Genomic DNA, 18,018 nt, shown 5'->3' with positions numbered 1-18,018 from the left:
GTCCGGATGGCGAGGGTCAACGCCGACCCCGGGCGGCGGGCGCCAGCGGAGGGACGGTCCAAGCCGCGCCCGTCCTGACCGACCGGTCCTAGAAGGGCCAGTTGGCGCCCAGCCAGGCACCGCCGGCCGTGACGAGCACGGATCCCGCCCACCCGATCAGCCGGGCCGGGCGCCGAGCGAGGCTCATTTCGAAGGCGCCGACGCGAAGCTCGAAGTAGGGACGGCGCGGGGGTGTGGATGCGGTCATGGCGGAACTCCCTCCGGTTGCGGCCGGGCGGTGCCGGTCCGTGACGACCAGCAGGCCACAGCCCGTGGGCGGCCCCGGCCGTCCCGGACGGTTGAATCCGTTCCGGACGGCCGGCGGTTGTCCCGGACAGGGAACGGGCCGTCCGGACGTCCGGGACACTCGGCGGCATGACGGACTCATGGCGCCGGTTCCGCTCGGACCTGCGGGCGTTGAAGGACGCGTCCGGGATGAACTTCCGGGAGATCCAGAACGCTGCCGGGGAGAGCTGCGCCCTTCCCACGTCGACCGTCCACGGTCTGCTGGCCGACGGGGAGAGAAGGTGCGGCAGGGAATGCACCGGCCAGTTGGAGATGCTGGTCTCGATCCTGCTCCGGCACGCGCCGCGGGATGCGCCGGCCGTCACCCCCTGGCGCGACCGGGCGTCCTGGCAGGCCCGCTGGGAGTCGCTCGACGACCGCGGTCGGAGCGACGTACCGGATGCCGCGATGGGCGGCACGTTCGGCTGGGACGACCCGCTCGAAAAGGCGGGCATGGGCGCCGATACGGAATCCGCTTGGCTGACCGTCCCCCGGTTGTCCCGGATCGCAGCCGTCGTCGGCGAGCTGGCAGCCCTGGGCCTGTACCGGCAGGCCCACGACACCGCGCGGGAGCTCCTGCGCTGCGCTGAGGGCACCCTACGCCCCCATGATCCGGGGATGCTCGCGGCACGGCACGTCGCCGCCTATTGGACGGGGGAGGCGGGGGAGCTGCACAAGGCCCGCGAGATGACCGCCGCCCTGTCGGCCGACTGCCTCCGCCTGCGGGGGGCGCTGCATCCGCTCACCAGGCTCGCCGCACTGCGCCTTGCCGCGTGGACCACCGGCGCAGGCGATCCGGCGCAGGGGCGCCGGCTCTACCGGGAGCTCGCAGGCAGCGGCCCTGCCGACCGCATCACCCTGCTCGCCCGGCTCGGCGCGATCCGCGCCGGCTTCCTCGGCGGTGACACGGAGGACGCCCTGGACCGCCTCGAGGACCTGCTGCCCGGTCTCACCGCGGAGTACGGGCTCCAGCACGCCGTTGTGCTGGCCGCCCGCGTGCAGCAGATCCGGGGGCGGCGCCGGGCCGGCAAGCGCAGGCCGTGCACGCTGGACGCACTGGAGGGGCTGGTCCACGAGGCGATCGAGCACCTGGGCCCGGCGCACCCGCTGACCCTGTACGTCCGGGGCCGCCACGCCAGGTCCGTGGACAACCACGGGGACTCGGCGGGGGCGCGCGAACTCGCCGAGGAGACGTACCTGGAGGCCGTGCGGGTGCTGGGCCCGGACCATCCCGACACCTTGACCGCCGGCGGTGACGTGGCGGTCGTCCTGGCGCGCTTCGACAGGGCGGCGGCCGAAGCCATGTTCCGGCACCTCTACGGCAGATGCCGGCAGGTGCTGGGTCCGGACCACTACCGCACGCTGGGGATCGCCCACAACCTGGGCGTGGTGCTGCACCACGGTGACCCGCGGACGGCCCGGCCTCTCTACGAGGAAGTGCGTGAGGTCAGGACCCGCGTGCTGGGCCCGGACCACCCCGATACCCTGCTGACCGGGTTCGCCCTCGCGCACACCGTGCTGCTCCTCGACGGCGAAGCCGCGGCCCGCCCGCTCTTCGAGGAGGTCTACTGCGCCCGAGTGCGGGTGCTCGGGCCGCAGCACCGTGCCACGAGGCGCGTGCTCGGTTTCCTAGGGGAAGCCGGGAGCCCGGCCCCGGAGCTGCCCCGCGGCGCGCCATGACGGGGAACGGGGTACCCCCATCGGAGGGAGCACCCCGGGGATCACCGGCCCGGCCGTGGTGGCGCCGGTGGTACCACGAGCACCACCACGGTCAGCGCTAGGCGCAGTACTGCGCCTCCTTGCCGATCGAGCGGTACATGCAGTCCGCGTTCTCCAGCAGCTGGAGCACCGCGTCCTTGTTGCGCGCGGTCTCGCGGTCGATGACCTCGTCCGGCGGGTAGAAGCCGCCGCCGCCCGACTCCGGGTACATCTCGAAGGTGTAGGCGAAGATCTTCTGGTTGCCCCACAGCCAGTCGTCGATGGTGCCGTCCGTGATGTAGAGGTCGCTGGACTGCTCCGGGGTGTAGCCGTTGCTGCTGGCCATGCGGGTGCCGATGGTCTTGTACACCGCCAGGTCGTCCGCGGTCAGGCCGGGCGCGGTGTCGTTGTACGTCCATCCGTACGGCCACAGCACCAGTTCGCTGTAGGTGTGGAAGTCGATGGCGGCCTTGATCTGCTGCTTGCCGCCGACGACGCGGCTGCGGACGAAGTCCGCGACGGCCTTGACCTCGGGCGCGGACTCGCCGGTCGCACCGCGGTAGGTCTCGGAGCTCTTGCTGCTGCTGGAGCCGCCGCAGCAGCCCCACTTGTAGTTCCAGTTGCGGTTCTCGTCCGTGCCGACGTAGGAGGAGCCGGAGTTCGGCTGCCGGTTCTTGCGCCAGGAGCGGTACGAGCCGGTGGCGATGTCGTACTCGCCGCCGTCCGGGTTGAGGTCGGGGACGATCCAGATCTCCCGGGAGTTGACCGTGTTGGTGATGCGGGTGTCGGTGCCGTACCCGGCGCCGAACTCCTTGAGCAGGTAGAGCGCCATCTCGACGGTCAGGTGCTCGCGGGCGTGCTGGTGGTGGGTGAAGAGGACCTCGGGCTCGTTCTCGTCGCTCGCCACGTTGTCGCTGATCTTGATGGCGACGATGTCGCGGCCCTGGTACGACTTCCCGATCACCTGCTTGCTCATGATCGAGGGGTACTGGGCGATGCGCTGGTCGATCTCGGCGTTCATCTCGGCGTAGTTGTGGTATCGGGAGTCCGCGGACGGGAAGTCCATCGGGCTCGCCTTCGCCTCCCGATCGGTGCGGTCCGGCGGGCCGGGCAGCGGGGTGAGGGTGTAACCGAGCGCGCGCAGGGCCCCGGCCTGCACGGGGTCGGCGCTGACGACGACCGAGCGGGCGTCGACCTCGTCGATGGAGACGCCCGTGCGGAGCAGCGCGGTGCGTTCCTGCGGGGTGGCCGGGCCCTTGATCTCGTACTGGACCACGGCCTCGTCCCGGGTGGCGGTGGACGGTGTGGGCGGCGGGGCCGCCGTGGCGCTCATGCCGTAGGCGGGTGCGCCGAGCGCGAGAGCGAGCAGGGCCGCCGTGACGGCGGCCCTGCGTCGGGTGTGGAGCCGCATGCGTTCTCCTGGGTGGGGAGTGTGGGGGTGCCGTGCGGACGCGCACAGCGTGCTCTTATGGCATGTCCCGGTCAAGGGCCCGGATTCGGCCAGATCCCGTGCAGGACACCCCCACAGGTACCGCCTACGGCAGGCCGTGGACCTTCGGACCCACCGCGTTCGACCAAGCACCACCCGCCTTGGCGTCCCAGTTGGTCGACCAGGTCATCGCGCCGCGCAGCCCCGGGTAGGTCTTCGACGGCTTGAAGGACCCGCAGTTGGTGCCCCTGGTCAGGCAGTCGAGCGCGTTGTTGACCACGGCCGGGGAGACGTAGCCGCTGCCCGCACCGCTGGGCGAGGCCGGCACGCCGATGCCCACCTGCGAGGGGTCGAGGCCGCCCTCCAGCTGGATGCAGGCCAGCGCGGTGAGGAAGTCCACCGAGCCCTGGGAGTAGACCTTGCCGTCGCAGCCGTTCATCGAGCCGCTGTTGTAGTACTGCATGTTGACGACGGTGAGGATGTCCTTGACGTTCAACGCCGTCCGGAAGTAGCCGCCGGACGGCGACTGCATGTCGATGGTCTGCGGGGCCATCGTCAGGACGAGCGAGGGGCCGGCCTTGGCTGACAGGGCGCGCAGCGCCTGGGTCATGTAGGTCGGGTTGAGGCCGTTCTCCAGGTCGATGTCGATGCCGTCGAAGCCGTACTCCTGCATCAGGGCGTACGCCGAGTTCGCCAGGTTGGCGGCGGAGGCGGCGTCGTCGACCGTGATGGTGCCCTTCTCGCCGCCGATGGAGAGGATGACGGACTTGCCGGCCGCCTTCTTCGCGGCGACGTCCGCCTTGAACCGGTCCACGGTGTAGCCGCCGAGCCCCGCGGAGTCGAGGTTGAAGGTGATCGCGCCGGGCGTGGTCGTGGCGTCGGCGAAGGAGACGGCGATGATGTCGTACTGGGCGGGGACGTCGGAGATCCGCTGCACCGTCGCGCCGTTGTCGAAGTTCTGCCAGTAGCCGGTCAGGGCGTGCCGGGGCACGGTCGGGTTCGGGTTCGGGCCGCCGCCCCCGGCCGTGGTGCCGGTCACCGGCGCCGAGCGCGGGCCCTCGCCCGCCGCGTTGTACGCGCTGACCTGGAAGGCGTACGGGGTCGCCGGCGCGAGTCCCGTGATCCGGGCCGGGGGAGCGGTGACCGTCTGGACGCGGACGCCGTCCCGGTAGGCGTGGTAGCCGTCCGCCCCGCTGACGGCGTCCCACGAAAGGGTCAGCGCGTCCTGGCTCTGGCCGGAAACGGCGGCCCCGGCCGGGGCGCCCGGCAGCGACGGGCCGGGATCGGTCGGGCCGCCGCCGTCCGGGCCGAAGACGCTGAACTCGTCCACGGTGTAGGCCGGCTGGCCGTACCAGCCGTGCGTCCAGACGGTGACCTGGGTCGTGGCCGGGCCGGTGGTGAACGCCGTCGACAGCTTCTGCCAGCCGCCGCCCGAGCCGGGGGTCCAGGTCGACACGTCCCGGGTGCCGGTCCCGGTCGCGCCGAGGTACACGTACGCGCCCTGGACCTGCGTGCTGAGCGTGTACGTGGAGTTCGGCTTGACCGTGACGGTCTGGCTGCACCTCGCGTTGTCCTGGCCCGACGGGGTGGCCCGCAGCGCGGCGGTTCCGGAATGGACCGGCGAGGAGGTGACGGCCCCGCTGCCGGAGCTGCAGCTCCAGTGCGCGAGGCCGGACTCGAAGCCTCCGTTGCGCACGACGTCGACGTCGGCGGCCTGCGCCGGGCCGGCGGTGAGGGCCGTCAGGCCGCCTGCGGTGAGGGTCGCGGCGCCCAGGAGGGCGAGGGAGCGTATGCGGTTCACGTGGTCTCCGTGGGGGGAGGAAGGGAGGTGAACGGGGGTGGGGAAGGGGTGGTGCGGAGGGCCGGGAGCGGTGGGGAACGGCGGTGAAGCGGACGGGGAACCCGGGCCTTCGGCGCGTGCGGGGACCCCGGCACACAAGTTGGTCCAGACCAATCCTGGTGTCAAGGGTCTTTGCGAAGTGGCTTGAACTGATCGGACGCCCGATCCCGGTTGTCCGGGTTTCCCGCCACCTGTGACATGTGCTCACGGCACGGGAATTCCCAAGCCCCTGCCCTGCCAGGGGCGACGCGGATATGGTTCTGGGGCAAGGGGGAAGTGCGTCGGCCGTTTGCGGTCGCGCAGGGTGTGTACGTATGCGGCGGCCATGCGAACTGCTGCGCGCGTACGGGTGAACAGGGGGGTTCGCGTGCCGATCGCCATTGCCGTCACCAGCGCCGATCTGGTGCTGCCGGCCCCTGACCGACACACCCCGACGGCCGCCGTCCTCGGCCCGCCGGGACGGCTCGACCTCGAAGCCAGCCTCGCCGAGGTGAGCGAGCTGTTAGAACGGCACAGCCACATCCTGGCCGTCGTGCCGTCCTGGCTGCCGCCCGCCACCGTCCGGCGGCTGCACACCGTACGGGCCATCCTGGAAACCGACCGGATCGCCCTCCTCGACAGCGATCTGCCGCCGCTCGGCACCGCCCTGCTGGTGCGACAGCTGCGCCAGCTCAGCATCTGCGACTTCAGCCCCGGCGTCATCGCCGCGGCCGCCCGCCTGCTGTCCCACTACATCCACGCCGGGGCCCTGCTCGGCTCGGTCGCCCGGCTCGACCGGGTCCCGGTCGGACTCAAGGCGCACGCCCGGTCCTGGTCGCCCGGGGCCCAGTTCGCCGTCCTGGCCCACCCGACGCCGCACCTGGCCCGACTGGGGGCCGCGGGCGCGGGGTCGGGACCGGGGGCGGGTTCCGGCTCCGGTTCCAGCTCCGGTTCCCATTCCGGTTCCGACGCAGGGGGCGGATCCGGGGGCGGCCGGGCGGGGGGCCGTGAGGGGCGCGGTCGGCGGAGGCGCGGGGTGCGCGGCGCCCTCGTCGCCGGGGCCGGAGCCGGCGACGGGACCGGCGGGACCCGGGGCGGCGTCCTGCCCCCGGGGCCCGCGTACGCCACCCAGCTCACCTTCGCCCGCGGCCAGCTCGCCTCCGACTGGGTGACGGCCGAACTCGCCCCCGCCTGGCAGGTCCAGGGCGTCATGGAGAACCCGCTGCCCGCCGACTCCGCGACCTGGTGGGCCACGCCGAAGCTGGTGGAGTTCGCCGCCGGCATCGCGGACCTGCCCGTCCTCTACCAACTGGTCGCCTCCGTCCGCCGCGACGAGTGCCGCTGGTGCGGCCTCGAACTCATCGGCGACCGGTGCGGCTTCTGCGCCGCCCCGCTGAACCCCCCGCAGTCGGCCGCACCGCCGCCGGCCGAGGCCGCGGGCGGCTCCCGCGCCTCGTTCAGACACTGACCCGACCACCCCGAACGAACGAAGAACGGCGAGGTAGTACGGCACATGAACTCACGCCAGCGCCGCGGCGTCATCCTGCTTCTCCTGTCGGTCCTGTGCGCCCTCGCGGCGTTCGGCGGGGTCCTCGTGGTGATCGGCGACGTCAACTCCAAGGTCGGGGCCGAGGTCGTCGCGTACCGGGCCAAGGCCGATATCGCCCCCTACAGCCCGCTGACGGCCGGGCAGTTCGAGGAGGTCAGCATTCCCCGGCGGTGGCTGTCCGAGACGGCCGTCACCGACCTCGGCGGACTCAAGGACAAGATCGCGCTGACCACGCTGCGGAAGGGCTCGCTGCTCCAGACGGACATGTACGTCGACAAGCCGCAGCTCCAGCCCGGCGAGCAGGAGATCGCCATCATGATCGACGCGGCGACGGGCGTGGCCGGGAAGATCCACTCGGGGGCGAAGGTCAACATCATCGCCACCTTCAAGGGCGCCAAGGAGTCCGACCCCTCCCGGTCCGTGATCATCGTCGCCAACGCGCGCGTCATCAACGTCGGCAAGCTCACCGCCCTCGACAAGGACAGCGACCGCAAGGGCCCCGCCGAGGCCGTCCCGATCACCTTCGCCCTGAACACCAAGGACACCCAGCGCGTCGCGTACGCCGAGTCCTTCGCGGAGCACGTGCGCCTGGCCCTGGTGGCCCCCGGCACCGACTCCGCGCCCAGCGCGGCCGACCGCACGTACACCCTCGACGGGGACAAGTGAGGCCCGGATGACCACCCGAATCCTCCCAGCGGCCGGCGACCCGGACGCCGCCCGCGCCATCTCCACCCTCCTCAGCCAGCTCCCGGCCGCCGAGCCGGCCGCCCCCGTCCCCGACTCCGCCTCCCTGCTCGACACCCTGGGCCGGCTGGCCGCCGAATCCGTCGACGAACTGCCCGAGGTCGTCCTCGTCCACGAGCGGATCGGCCCCGTGCCCGCCCTCGACCTCATCCGCGAGGTCGCCCTCCGCTTCCCGGCGGTGGGGGTCGTGCTGCTGTCCTCGGACACCGGCCCGGCGCTCTTCTCCGCCGCCATGGACTCCGGCGCCCGCGGACTGGTCGGGCTGCCGCCCTCGTACGAGGAAGTCGCCGCCCGCGTCCAGGCCGCCGCCCAGTGGGCCGCCGGCGTACGCCGCCACCTGGGCCGGCCGGCCGAGGCGCCGACCGGGCCCGGCGGCCGCGTGGTCACCGTCGCCGGAGCCAAGGGCGGGGTCGGCACCACCTTCACGGCGGTGCAGTTCGCGCTGGCCGCGGCCGCCGCCGGGCGGCGCACCGCCCTGGTCGACCTGGACCTCCAGGCCGGCGACGTCGGCTCCTACCTCGACGTGCAGTTCCGGCGCTCCGTCGCCGACCTCGTCGGCATCCAGGACATCTCCCCGCGCGTCCTCCAGGACGCGGTCTACGACGACCGCACCGGCCTCGCCCTCCTGCTGGCCCCGGCCGACGGCGAGCGCGGCGAGGAGGTCGACGACCGGACCGCCCGGCACGTCGTCGCCGCCCTGCGCAGCCGGTACGAGCTCGTCGTCATCGACTGCGGCACCCAGGTGACCGGAGCCAACGCGGCCGCCGTCGAGGGAGCGGACGTGGCGGTCCTCGTCACCACCCCGGACGTGGTCTCCGTACGCGCCACCAAGCGGATGGTCCGCATGTGGGAGCGGCTCCAGGTCCGCAAGGCCGAGGACACGGCCGTCGTCGTCAACCGCTGGAGCAAGCACACCGAGATCCAGCCGGCGCTGATCGAGAAGATCACCAAGACGCGGGTGGTGCGGACGCCGGTGCCGGCGGCGTTCAAGGAGCTCCAGGCGGTGGTGGACGCGGGCCGCGTCCAGGACCTCGACAACCGCTCCACCGTCAAACAGGCCCTGTGGACGGCGGCCGCCGACCTGGGCCTCCTGGCGGCCCCGGCCACCGGCCCGGAACACCCGGCCGCCGTGTCGGCGGGCACCGCCCCCGGGGCTGCCGCCCCGCCCGTCCCCGGATCCGCCGTGGCCGTCCGCACACCCGGCCCGGTGGCCCGCCTGCGCCGCGGCGCGGGCGACCGCGGCGCCCTGGGACCCTGGCTCCGCCGAGGCCGGGAGCACTGACATGCCCACTCCCAGACCTGCTCCGCACGCCCGCCCCGCCGCCCGCGGCCGCCGCTGCGGCGGTGACCGCGGGCAGCTGGCGGTCGAGTTCGTCGGCATGGTCCCGCTGATCCTGCTGCTCGTCGCGGCGGTCTGGGAGTGCGTCCTGATCGGCTACGCCTTCTCCCTGGCGGGCAACGCCGCGGACGAGGCGGCCCGCGCGGGCGCGGTCAAGGGTCCGTCGGCGTGCGAGGCGGCAGCCGCCGAGCACATCGGCAGCGCCTGGAACATGACCTCGCACTGCACCGAGGCGGGTGCGCTCTTCAAGGCCACCGTCGAGCTCGAAATCCCGGTGCTCCACCCGTCGCTGAGCTTCGGCCGCATCCGCGGTGAGGCCGGCGCGGCCATGGAGAGGGAGGAGGACTGACATGACGGGCCACCCCCACTTCAGGCCCGGCCGGGACGGCCGAGCCGCCACCCCTGCCCCCGGTCGCGCGTGCGGGAGCGGCGAAGGGCCCCCGCCGGAACCGCCTTCGCTGGCACCGCCCTCGCCCGCAACGGCGGACACGGCCCCGCCCGCCCCGGCCACGGCCCCCGGGGTCGCAGCTCCCGGGCCCGCACGGACCGGTGCCGCCCGCCGGGACTGGTGGGCGTGCCCGAGGGCGGCCGGCGAGCCGGACGTCCGGCCCGGCCAACTCGGCCTCCGGCTCGGTGAGCCCGGCCTCCGGCCTGGTGAGCTCGGCGTCCGGCCCGGGGAGTTCGGGGGGCGGCCCGGCGAGCCCGAGCACCGGCCCGGTGGGCTCGGCTTCCGGCCCGGCGAGCCCGAGGGGCGGCGTCACGAACCCGGCCTCCGGCCCGGCGAACCCGGCCTCCGGCCCGGCGAACCCGGCCTCCGGCCCGGCGAACCCGGCCTCCGGCCGGGCGAGCCCAGCTTCCGGCCCGGCGGCCGTGGGCGCCGGCCCGCCGCGGACCTCGGCACGTGCCCGGGCGGCCCCACCTCCATGCGCGGTGGCGGTGCCGCTCCGGATCCCCGTGCCGGTGGCGGCCCCGCCTCCGCGCGCGCTGCGGGTGGCCGCACTCCCGTGCCCGCCCGCCCGGGCCGCGGCAGCAGCCGTCGGCGTGATGGCGCCGACCGCCCCGCGGCACGTCGTCACGCGCCGCGGGGCGACCGCGGGCAGGTGGCCCTGGAGTACATCGGGTTCATCCCGATCCTGCTGTTCGTCGCGCTCTGCGGGATCCAGCTCGGCTGGGTCGCGTACGTGCACCAGCAGGCCGACACCGCGGCGCGGACCGCCGCCCGCGTGGAGGCCCGGAACCCCGGGGCCGGAAGGGCGGCCGGCCGGGCCGCGATCCGCTCCGGCCTCGACGCGCGCGTCGACGTGGGGCCCGGCGGCGGCGACGCGGTCACCGCCACCGTGACCATCACGGTGAAGTCGATCGTGCCCGGCCTGTCCCTCGACCCGGCCACGGCCACAGCCGTCATGCCCAACGACGACCCCGACCGCGACCCGAAGGGATCCCGACCATGAGCCTGCGTTCCCGGGTCGCCACGCCGGACGACCGGCACGGCCCCCGCGAGGACGGCCTGCTCGTCTCCTCCTACCGCGCCAAGCTGCTGGAGGAGATCGACCTCGCCGAGATGTCCGCGCTCAGCCCCGCCGAGCGGCGGACCCGGCTGGAGCGCGTGCTCGGGCACATCATCAGCCGCGAGGGCCCCGTCCTCTCCACCGCCGAGCGCGCCCAGCTGATCCGTCGCGTCGTCGACGAAGCCCTCGGCCTCGGCGTGCTCGAACCGCTGCTCGAAGACCCCTCGATCTCCGAGATCATGGTCAACGGCCCGGACCAGATCTTCGTGGAGCGCGCCGGACGCGTCGAGCAGCTCCCCCTCCGCTTCGCCTCGCACGAGCAGCTCATGCAGACCATCGAGCGCATCGTCTCCACCGTCAACCGCCGCGTGGACGAGGCGAACCCGATGGTCGACGCCCGACTGCCCAGCGGCGAGCGCGTCAACGTCATCATCCCGCCGCTCTCCCTCACCGGCGCCACGCTCACCATCCGCCGCTTCCCGCGCGCCTTCACCCTTCACGAGATGATCGCGCTCGGCTCGCTCGACGAGCAGATGCTCCTGCTGCTGTCGGGCCTGGTCCAGTCGAAGATGAACGTGATCGTCTCCGGCGCCACCGGCACCGGCAAGACCACCCTCCTCAACGCCCTCTCCGGCCTCATCCCCGAGGGCGAGCGGGTCATCACCATCGAGGACTCCGCGGAGCTCCAGCTCCAGCAGGCCCACGTCATCCGTCTCGAATCCCGCCCCGCCAACGTGGAGGGCAAGGGTCAGATCACCATCCGCGACCTCGTACGCAACAGCCTCCGCATGCGCCCCGACCGCATCATCGTCGGCGAGGTCCGCGGCGGCGAGACCCTCGACATGCTCCAGGCCATGTCCACCGGTCACGACGGCTCCCTCGCCACCGTCCACGCCAACAGCGCCGAGGACGCCCTGATGCGCCTGCAGACCCTCGCCTCCATGTCCGAGGTGGAGGTGCCCTTCGAAGCCCTCCAGGACCAGATCAACAGCGCGGTGAACGTGGTCGTCCAGCTCACCCGGTTCGGCGACGGCTCCCGCCGCGTCACCGAGATCGCCATCCTCGACTCCCACGGCCGCGAACCCTTCCGCATCACCACCGTCTGCCGTTTCGCGGCCCAGCCGATGGCCGCCGACGGCCGCGTCCACGGCTGGTTCGAGTACCACCCGCTGCCGCGCCGCATCGCCGAGCGCCTCTACATGAACAACCAGCCGATCCCGCAGGCCTTCGGCGTCGCCACGTCGGACGACCAGCTCGCCACCCGCATCACCCGGACCGCCCCGTGAACCCACTCGTCCTCCTCACCCTCGGCGCCACCCTGCTGGCCTGCGTCCTCGTCATCGCGGGCGTACACGTGTACATGGCCGGCCGGGCCCAGCGCGCCGCCCTCATCGAACGCCTCGCGACCGACGGCGCCCCCGAACCGCCCGGCCGCAGACGCCGCTTCACCGCCGTCGACCGCCGGCTGCGCACGACCGCGCTCGGCAGGCGGATCGAGGTCAAACTGGCCGTCACCGGCCTCGACCTCACCCCGGGCGAGTTCTTCGTCTACATGCTCATGTCAGTCGCCGGGGTGTGGCTGGTCGCGGCCAGCTTCCTCGCCCCGTTCTTCGGCCCGGTCGCCGGCCTGATCGGCCTGTGGGCGGCGGACGCCTTCCTCAACTGGCAGCGGGCCCGCCGCACCGAGCGGTTCATCAACCAGCTCCCCGAGCTCGCCCGCATCCTCGCCAACGCCACCCAGGCCGGCCTGGCCCTGCGCACCGCCATCGCCATAGCGGCGGAGGAGCTGGAGGCCCCGGCGGGCGAGGAACTCTCCCGGGTCGCCGACCGCCTCGCCGTCGGCCACTCCATCGAGGACTCCCTCGGCGAGATCGCCGAACGCCTCCCCTCCCGCGAGCTCGTCGTCCTCGTCTCCACCCTCGTGCTGTCCGCGCGGGCGGGCGGCGCGCTCGTCGGCTCCCTGCGCAACCTGACGGTCACCCTGGAGCAGCGCAAGGAGACGCGGCGCGAGATCCGCACCCAGCTGTCCCAGGTGACGGTGACCGCGTACCTGGTCCCGGCGATCGGGCTCGGCTCGCTGCTGCTGGTGAACCTGATGATGCCGGGCGCCCTGGACCGGATGACCGGCGCGTTCCTCGGCCAGAGCGCGGTGCTCGTCGCGATGGGACTGTTCACGCTCGGGTTCGTGCTCATCCGCCGCCTGTCGAAGATCGACGTGTGAGGGGGCGGGCGACGACATGACCACGACCACGACCATGACCACGACCACGACCTTTACCGTGACCGCGATCCTGCTGGCCCTGGCCCTCGGCCTGTCCGTCCTCGGCATCTTCCACGGGCTGCGCCTCTACCGCGCCGAGACCAAACTCCCGTCCGACCTGGCCCTCGCCCTGGAGGTCGGCACCACCCGCACCACCGCCGTCGGCTCCGCCGTCGACCGGCTCGGCATCCGCTGGGCGCCGCTGGTGCTGCGGCTGATGGGCCCGGAGCGGGTGGCGCGCAAGCGCCGCCAGATCGACATGGCCGGCAACCCGGCCGGCCTCACCATCGACCGCTACGCCGCCCGGCGCGCCGTCTACGGCTTCCTCGGCGGGCTCGGCGCCTTCGCGATGCTGATCAACGGGCAGCTCGTACCAGCCCTGCTGATGGTCGCGTTCGGCCTGTTCTGGATCGAGGTCGGCCTGTGGTCGGCGATCCGGATCCGCCGCGACCACATCGAGCGGACCCTCCCCGACTTCCTGGACGTCCTCGCGGTCGTCGTCAGTGCCGGGCTCGGCTTCCGGCAGGCCCTGGAGCGGGTCGCGGCCAAGTACGAGGGCCCCTGGTCGGACGAGATCCGCATCACCCTCCAGCAGATGGACATGGGCGTCAGCCGCCGCCAGGCCTTCGACGAGCTGCGCCGGCGCAACGACTCCGAGCAGGTCGCCCAGTTCGTCACCGCGCTCCAGCAGGGCGAGGAACTCGGCTCCCCGATCGTCGACACGCTCATCGCCATCGCCGAGGACATGCGCCGTACGGACGCGCAGAACGCCCGCCGGCGCGCCGCCCGCGCCGTCCCCAAAGCCACCTTCGCGGTGACCATGTTCATGCTGCCGGGGACGCTGATCCTGCTGGTGTGCGGGTTCGTGTACGGGGCCGACGTCGACTTCGGCGCGCTGCTCGGGGGCGGGTGAGCGGCGATGCCACTGCTGCCGGACACTGCGGCGTCACTGCCGCTGCCAGGGCCGTGGCCGTGGCGCAGGGGGCCGCGGGGAGGGGCCGCGGGGGCCGGGGCAAAGACCGGAGCGGGGGCGAGGGCCGGGGCGGGGGCCGGAATGGCGGCTCCGGCCGGGACCCGCCACGAGGACGGCGGCTCCCCGGCCCTCCAGGCGAACGCCCTGCAGGCCCTGTGCCGCCGCGTCTTCGCCTTCCGGATGCTGGCCATCGGCCTCGGCGCGCCCCTCGCTCTGGGCCGGACCGCCCCCGGCGCGCCCACGTACCTCGTCGCGGGCGCCGTCCTGCTCACCTTCATGCTGTCGTACGCCCTCTTCCGCGACTGGGAGCGCCTCGGGCCGCTGCTGCTGCGCCACCGCTGGCTGCTCGCCTGCGACACGGCGTTCAGCGGCCTGCTGCTGGTCACGGCGACTCCCGAATCGCCGCTCGGCTTCGTCTCGCTGTGCACCCCGCTGCTGGCCGGGCTCGTCCACGGCTGGCGCGGCTCGGCGGTGTACGCGGCCCTGCAGGCGGTCGCCGTGGCCGCGCTCTCCGGCGGGCTCACCACCCTGTCCGTACTGTGCCTGGTCGCCGGGGCGGCGGGCTCCTCACTGCGCGACCTGCTGTTCCGCTTCGGCGCGGCCAGCCGGGCCCTGACCGAGACGCGGGCCCGCCTGGCGGTGGCCGAGGCCGTGCGCTCCGAACGGGAACGGCTGGCCCGCGACATGCACGACTCGGTGGCGAAGACCCTGCACGGCCTCGCCCTCGCCGCCGACGCGCTCGCCCGCACCGACGACCCCGACGCCGTCCGCCGCCAGGCCGAAGTGCTGTCCGACGCCGCCCGGCGGGCCGCCGCGGAATCCCGCGCCCTGCTCGCCGACCTCCGCCAGGTGACCGACGCCCCCGGCGTCCACCTCCCGCCGGAACTCCACCGCCTGGCGACGGCGCACCCGGGGCCGGGCGGAGCCGGGGGGCAGGCGGGAGCGGGGGCGCAGGCGGGAGCCGTCAGGGCCGAGGTGACCACCTCCGGAATCCTGCCGCTGGTCCCGGCCCCGGTGGCCCGCCACCTCCTCGCCGTGGCCGCGGAAGCCCTGGACAACGCCCGCCGCCACGCCGCCGCCACCCACATCCGCATCACCCTCTCGGCCCCGGCCGCCGGGGCGGGGGCCGCCGCCGCGGCGACGGCCGCCGGGGCCGCCGAGGCCGGGGCCGCACACCTCACCCTCACCGTCGAGGACGACGGCCGAGGCCTCCCCGCCGGCGGGCCCGACCTCGCCGCCCTGCGCGGCGCCGGCCACTACGGCCTGCTCGGCATGGCGGAACACGCCGCCGCCGTCGGCGCCCGCCTGCACCTCGGCCCCGCCGACACCCCCGCGTTCTCCACATCCTCCGCCCGGCCCGGCACCCGGATCCGCGTGGACCTCCCGCTCGCGGCCCTCACCCCCGAAGGGAGCCCGTGATGGCACCGCTGCGCGTCCTCATCGCCGACGACAACCCCGTGGTCCGGGCCGGCCTGGCCGCCCTCCTCGGCACCGCGGACGACCTCGCCGTCGTCGCCCAGGCCGCCGACGGCCGCGAGGCGCTGAGCCTGACCCGCCGCCACGCCCCGGACGTGATCCTGCTGGACGTGCGCATGCCGGGCGTCGACGGCATCTCGGCCCTGCCGCACCTCGTACGCCTCGCACCCGTACTGATGCTGACGTACAACCAGGAATCGCAGATTGTCCGAGAAGCGCTCCTGCTCGGCGCAGGCGGCTACCTCGTCCACGGCGAGTTCACGTCGGACGACCTGGTCCGGGCGGTCCGCGACGTCCGCGAGGGCCGCGCCCATTTCACGACGACGGCCGCCAGCGCCCTCCTCGCCGATCTCCGCACCTCTTCGCAACCGCAACGAACTGTGGCACAGTCTCCGGAGCGGCTGCACAACTCGGTTCTCTTCGGCCTGAGTTCGAGGGAGGTGGAGATCATGGATCTGATCGCGTCCGGGATGAGCAACCAGCAGATCGCGGCCGCCTGCTTCATCAGCGAGAAGACGGTCAAGAACCACATCAACCGCATCTTCGCCAAGCTGCAGAGCACCAGCCGCAGCGAGGCGATAGCCCGCTGGCTGGGAACCGCCCGCCCGGGGGTGACGGGACATGGCTAGACGGACTGACCAGTGGGTCCGTAATTGGGCCCCGGGACCCTTGGTGACGACCCGTGACGCGCCGTACCGTCCGCAAACCAACAGCGCCACCGGACCGGGAGGGACCCCTCATGAAGCAGAGCACGCTGGCGCGGCTGCGGAAGCGGTACGAGCAGACCGGCCGCGACCGCGGCCAGACGGCGTTCGAATACCTCGGGATCATCCTGGTGGTCGTAGTGATCATCGGCGCCATCGTCGGCACGGGCATCGGCCAGGCGATCACGAACAAGATCAAGGATCAGATCACTGCGATTACCGCAGGCAAGTGAGCGCGCGCTGGGCGAACGATCGCGGGCAGGCGTTTCCCATCTACGTCGTGGTCATTGCTGCGCTGCTTTTCGCCGCCCTGGCCTTCTTCGTTGTCGGTATGGCCGGCGCCACACGCAGCGACGCCCAGGGCGCGGCTGATGCGGCGGCGCTGGCTGGTGCCCAGGAGGCTCGGGACAACCTGTTCGTCGGGCTGAGTGTTCTCGATCTGAAGCCCGAAGACTGGGGAAAGCTCGTCGGGGGGGATCTGCTCAAGTCGAACGGAGCCTGCGCGAAAGCCCGCGAGTTTGCCGGGCTGAACAACGCTGCTGCGGAATGCAATGCGCCCATCCCGGTGGTCACGGTGTCGGTGACCACCACTCGCACGGTCGGGAAGTCGGTGGTCCCGGGAAGCGAGGGGCTTCCCGGCAAGGCAACGGCCAAGGCGCGGATCGAGCCGCGGTGTTCGCTGCGCTCGGCACCGGCGCCTGACCCCGCGCCGACGCCCACATCGACGTCGACGCCGAGCCCGACAACCTCGCCAGTGTCGGTGGGCGTCACCCTTGTCTGCAAAGGAAAGACGATCACTGTGGATCCCGCGCATCCAGGCCCGTTGAAGCAGCTGGCCAGGGCTCTCTTCAACGTACGACTGGTCGACTGACGGCAACGACAGACAAGGAATGGCGTAGATGAGCATGCGGCACACGGTGAAGGTCCGCGGGGGAGCGGCCGCTACGGTTGCCACGGTTCTGGCCCTCGCGTTGGCCGGGTGTGGCGGCGGTGACGACGGCAAGCACGCAGCAGCAAAGAGCGGCGCGCCCCAGTCGGCTGGCGGCGGCTCGCAGGAGCCGTCCGCGGGGAAGCAGAGCTCGGCGCCCACTGCGGTCATCGCCGCCGCGACTGGGGAAGAGGGCATGGTCCTTGAGATCAACGAGGCAAAGCGCGACGGCGGCGGCTTCGTGACTGTGAGCGGCCAGCTCAAGAACACCGGTTCCAAGGACTTCAACCACACGACCGCGTGGCGAGGAAACGAACTGACGGGAAGCGGCGAGTCGGTTGCCGGTGCCACGCTCATTGATAAGACGGGCAAGAAGCGCTACTACGTGCTGCGCGACACCGAGGGAAGGTGCCTCTGCACTACGGGGGTGAACTCGATCGCCGCGGGCAAGGCAATGCCCGTCTTCATGCAGTTCCCCGCACCCCCCGCGAGCACCTCCGAGGTGGAATTCAACCTCCCCACCTTTGCCACGGCCACCATCAAAATCTCTGGGTGACCCCATGACAAAACGCCACCGCACCGCCGCGTCAGTAGCCGTCATCGGTCTGGTCATGGCCGGGGTCCAAGCCGTCGGGGTCGGCGTGGCGAGCGCCGACGACGTCAAGCCGTCCGTACCCCCCGGCACGGAACCCTCCGCCGCCGCCCCCGTCCCCATCGACTCCAACGCCCCCGGCCTGAAGATCCCCCAGGGCGGGACCCTCGCCCCGATCAAGGTGCTGGACATCGCCGAGGTCGTCGAGGACCTCGGCGGCGAGCAGCGCCGCCAGGAGACCAACCAGACCGTGATGATGGCGCTGCAGTCCGAGGTCCTCTTCCCGGAGAACAGCGCCGTCTTCAACGCCCAGGCCGCCGCCCGCATCCAGGCCATCGCGCAGGAGATCAACACGCAGAAGGCCACCCGCATCCGCGTCTTCGGTTTCACCGACGACCAGGGCAGCTACAAGCACGGCAAGGAGCTGTCCAAGCAGCGGGCCGACGCCGTGCAGGCGGAGCTCGCCAAGACCGTCACCGTCTCCGGCGTGGTCTACGACGTCCGCGGCTACAGCGAGGACTACCCGATCGCGGACAACAGCACCGAGGAGGGCCGCAAGAAGAACCGCCGGGTGGAGATCACCTTCCCCCGGACCACCGGCTCCGGCTCCGGGGCGGGCTCCGCCGCCGGCGGGAGCTAGGAAGCCCAGCAGATGACGGAGCCGTCGGGCTCGGT

18 protein-coding genes are annotated in these 18,018 nt (G+C 72.9%); 15 read left to right on the top strand and 3 right to left on the bottom strand.

Features of this window, described 5'->3' with window-relative positions:
• Positions 1-88 precede the first annotated feature (88 nt).
• On the bottom strand, positions 89-247 hold the full coding sequence (locus tag ACSHWO_RS13030; RefSeq protein WP_438311941.1) for a hypothetical protein: 159 nt from the start codon (positions 245-247) through the stop codon (positions 89-91).
• A gap of 167 nt (positions 248-414) precedes the next feature.
• Here ACSHWO_RS13030 and ACSHWO_RS13025 point away from each other — a divergent pair, with 167 nt between their 5' ends.
• Positions 415-2,004, top strand: a complete 1,590-nt coding sequence (locus tag ACSHWO_RS13025) for a tetratricopeptide repeat protein (protein WP_438311938.1) — start codon at positions 415-417, stop codon at positions 2,002-2,004.
• Positions 2,005-2,101: 97 nt separating this feature from the next.
• Here ACSHWO_RS13025 and ACSHWO_RS13020 read toward each other — a convergent pair whose 3' ends face one another.
• Both ACSHWO_RS13020 and ACSHWO_RS13015 read right to left on the bottom strand, forming a co-directional pair.
• Positions 2,102-3,433: a M14 family metallopeptidase gene (locus ACSHWO_RS13020; RefSeq protein WP_385837669.1), complete on the bottom strand. Its 1,332-nt coding sequence runs from the start codon at positions 3,431-3,433 to the stop codon at positions 2,102-2,104.
• 124 nt (positions 3,434-3,557) lie between these two features.
• The gene (locus ACSHWO_RS13015) at positions 3,558-5,252 is read right to left on the bottom strand and encodes a chitinase (protein ID WP_438311936.1); all 1,695 of its coding nucleotides are present in this window, start codon (positions 5,250-5,252) and stop codon (positions 3,558-3,560) included.
• Positions 5,253-5,658: 406 nt separating this feature from the next.
• Between ACSHWO_RS13015 and ACSHWO_RS13010 the strand changes: the two genes are divergently transcribed.
• The 14 genes from ACSHWO_RS13010 (at position 5,659) to ACSHWO_RS12945 (ending at position 17,983) form a co-directional block, all read left to right on the top strand.
• Positions 5,659-6,738 carry a hypothetical protein gene (locus ACSHWO_RS13010; protein WP_438311933.1) on the top strand — a complete coding sequence of 360 codons (1,080 nt, stop codon included), beginning with the start codon at positions 5,659-5,661 and terminating at the stop codon, positions 6,736-6,738.
• Positions 6,739-6,783: 45 nt separating this feature from the next.
• Positions 6,784-7,485, top strand: a complete 702-nt coding sequence (cpaB, locus tag ACSHWO_RS13005; protein WP_361100468.1) for a Flp pilus assembly protein CpaB — start codon at positions 6,784-6,786, stop codon at positions 7,483-7,485.
• Between the two features lie 7 nt (positions 7,486-7,492).
• Positions 7,493-8,845 carry an AAA family ATPase gene (locus ACSHWO_RS13000; RefSeq protein WP_438311931.1) on the top strand — a complete coding sequence of 451 codons (1,353 nt, stop codon included), beginning with the start codon at positions 7,493-7,495 and terminating at the stop codon, positions 8,843-8,845.
• A 1-nt stretch (position 8,846) separates the two neighbouring features.
• Positions 8,847-9,251, top strand: coding sequence for a TadE/TadG family type IV pilus assembly protein (locus tag ACSHWO_RS12995; RefSeq protein WP_438311929.1), 405 nt, complete (start codon positions 8,847-8,849; stop codon positions 9,249-9,251).
• Positions 9,252-10,002: 751 nt separating this feature from the next.
• Positions 10,003-10,353 (top strand): TadE/TadG family type IV pilus assembly protein, encoded by a 351-nt coding sequence (locus tag ACSHWO_RS12990; RefSeq protein ID WP_385837704.1) that lies wholly within the window; start codon positions 10,003-10,005, stop codon positions 10,351-10,353.
• A complete protein-coding gene (locus ACSHWO_RS12985) occupies positions 10,350-11,696 on the top strand; it encodes a CpaF family protein (protein WP_385837709.1) in 1,347 nt (448 codons plus the stop codon). Before ACSHWO_RS12990 ends, ACSHWO_RS12985 begins: the two co-directional genes overlap by 4 nt.
• Entirely contained in the window at positions 11,693-12,631 is a 939-nt protein-coding gene (locus ACSHWO_RS12980) for a type II secretion system F family protein (protein WP_385837713.1), read from the top strand. The genes ACSHWO_RS12985 and ACSHWO_RS12980 overlap by 4 nt, the downstream gene beginning before the upstream one ends.
• A 16-nt stretch (positions 12,632-12,647) precedes the next feature.
• A complete protein-coding gene (locus ACSHWO_RS12975) occupies positions 12,648-13,583 on the top strand; it encodes a DUF5936 domain-containing protein (RefSeq protein WP_438311926.1) in 936 nt (311 codons plus the stop codon).
• 141 nt (positions 13,584-13,724) lie between these two features.
• On the top strand, positions 13,725-15,062 hold the full coding sequence (locus ACSHWO_RS12970; protein ID WP_438311924.1) for a sensor histidine kinase: 1,338 nt from the start codon (positions 13,725-13,727) through the stop codon (positions 15,060-15,062).
• Positions 15,062-15,748 (top strand): response regulator, encoded by a 687-nt coding sequence (locus tag ACSHWO_RS12965; protein ID WP_385837733.1) that lies wholly within the window; start codon positions 15,062-15,064, stop codon positions 15,746-15,748. The genes ACSHWO_RS12970 and ACSHWO_RS12965 overlap by 1 nt, the downstream gene beginning before the upstream one ends.
• A gap of 110 nt (positions 15,749-15,858) precedes the next feature.
• Positions 15,859-16,056 carry a hypothetical protein gene (locus ACSHWO_RS12960; protein ID WP_438311922.1) on the top strand — a complete coding sequence of 66 codons (198 nt, stop codon included), beginning with the start codon at positions 15,859-15,861 and terminating at the stop codon, positions 16,054-16,056.
• A complete protein-coding gene (locus ACSHWO_RS12955) occupies positions 16,053-16,694 on the top strand; it encodes a pilus assembly protein TadG-related protein (protein ID WP_438311920.1) in 642 nt (213 codons plus the stop codon). The genes ACSHWO_RS12960 and ACSHWO_RS12955 overlap by 4 nt, the downstream gene beginning before the upstream one ends.
• Positions 16,695-16,722: 28 nt before the next feature.
• Positions 16,723-17,307: a hypothetical protein gene (locus ACSHWO_RS12950; protein ID WP_438311918.1), complete on the top strand. Its 585-nt coding sequence runs from the start codon at positions 16,723-16,725 to the stop codon at positions 17,305-17,307.
• Between the two features lie 4 nt (positions 17,308-17,311).
• Positions 17,312-17,983: an OmpA family protein gene (locus ACSHWO_RS12945; protein ID WP_438311916.1), complete on the top strand. Its 672-nt coding sequence runs from the start codon at positions 17,312-17,314 to the stop codon at positions 17,981-17,983.
• Positions 17,984-18,018: the final 35 nt, after the last annotated feature.

Source organism: Streptomyces pallidus (ex Mingjun et al. 2026), assembly GCF_051550185.1.
Lineage (GTDB): Bacteria > Actinomycetota > Actinomycetes > Streptomycetales > Streptomycetaceae > Streptomyces.
Note: the sequence above shows the minus strand (reverse complement) of the source record. Positions and strands in the feature narration are given on the sequence as shown.

Bases quoted from the DNA above. Each gene is read 5' to 3' on its own strand.
- ACSHWO_RS12975 (WP_438311926.1), top strand. From the start codon at position 12,648: ATGACCACGACCACGACCATGACCACGACCACGACCTTTACCGTGACC.
- ACSHWO_RS12965 (WP_385837733.1), top strand. From the start codon at position 15,062: ATGGCACCGCTGCGCGTCCTCATCGCCGACGACAACCCCGTGGTCCGG.
- ACSHWO_RS13030 (WP_438311941.1), bottom strand. From the start codon at position 247: ATGACCGCATCCACACCCCCGCGCCGTCCCTACTTCGAGCTTCGCGTC.
- ACSHWO_RS12995 (WP_438311929.1), top strand. From the start codon at position 8,847: ATGCCCACTCCCAGACCTGCTCCGCACGCCCGCCCCGCCGCCCGCGGC.
- ACSHWO_RS12970 (WP_438311924.1), top strand. From the start codon at position 13,725: ATGGCGGCTCCGGCCGGGACCCGCCACGAGGACGGCGGCTCCCCGGCC.
- cpaB (WP_361100468.1), top strand. From the start codon at position 6,784: ATGAACTCACGCCAGCGCCGCGGCGTCATCCTGCTTCTCCTGTCGGTC.
- ACSHWO_RS13000 (WP_438311931.1), top strand. From the start codon at position 7,493: ATGACCACCCGAATCCTCCCAGCGGCCGGCGACCCGGACGCCGCCCGC.
- ACSHWO_RS12950 (WP_438311918.1), top strand. From the start codon at position 16,723: ATGAGCATGCGGCACACGGTGAAGGTCCGCGGGGGAGCGGCCGCTACG.
- ACSHWO_RS13020 (WP_385837669.1), bottom strand. From the start codon at position 3,433: ATGCGGCTCCACACCCGACGCAGGGCCGCCGTCACGGCGGCCCTGCTC.
- ACSHWO_RS12985 (WP_385837709.1), top strand. From the start codon at position 10,350: ATGAGCCTGCGTTCCCGGGTCGCCACGCCGGACGACCGGCACGGCCCC.
- ACSHWO_RS12960 (WP_438311922.1), top strand. From the start codon at position 15,859: ATGAAGCAGAGCACGCTGGCGCGGCTGCGGAAGCGGTACGAGCAGACC.
- ACSHWO_RS13025 (WP_438311938.1), top strand. From the start codon at position 415: ATGACGGACTCATGGCGCCGGTTCCGCTCGGACCTGCGGGCGTTGAAG.
- ACSHWO_RS12945 (WP_438311916.1), top strand. From the start codon at position 17,312: ATGACAAAACGCCACCGCACCGCCGCGTCAGTAGCCGTCATCGGTCTG.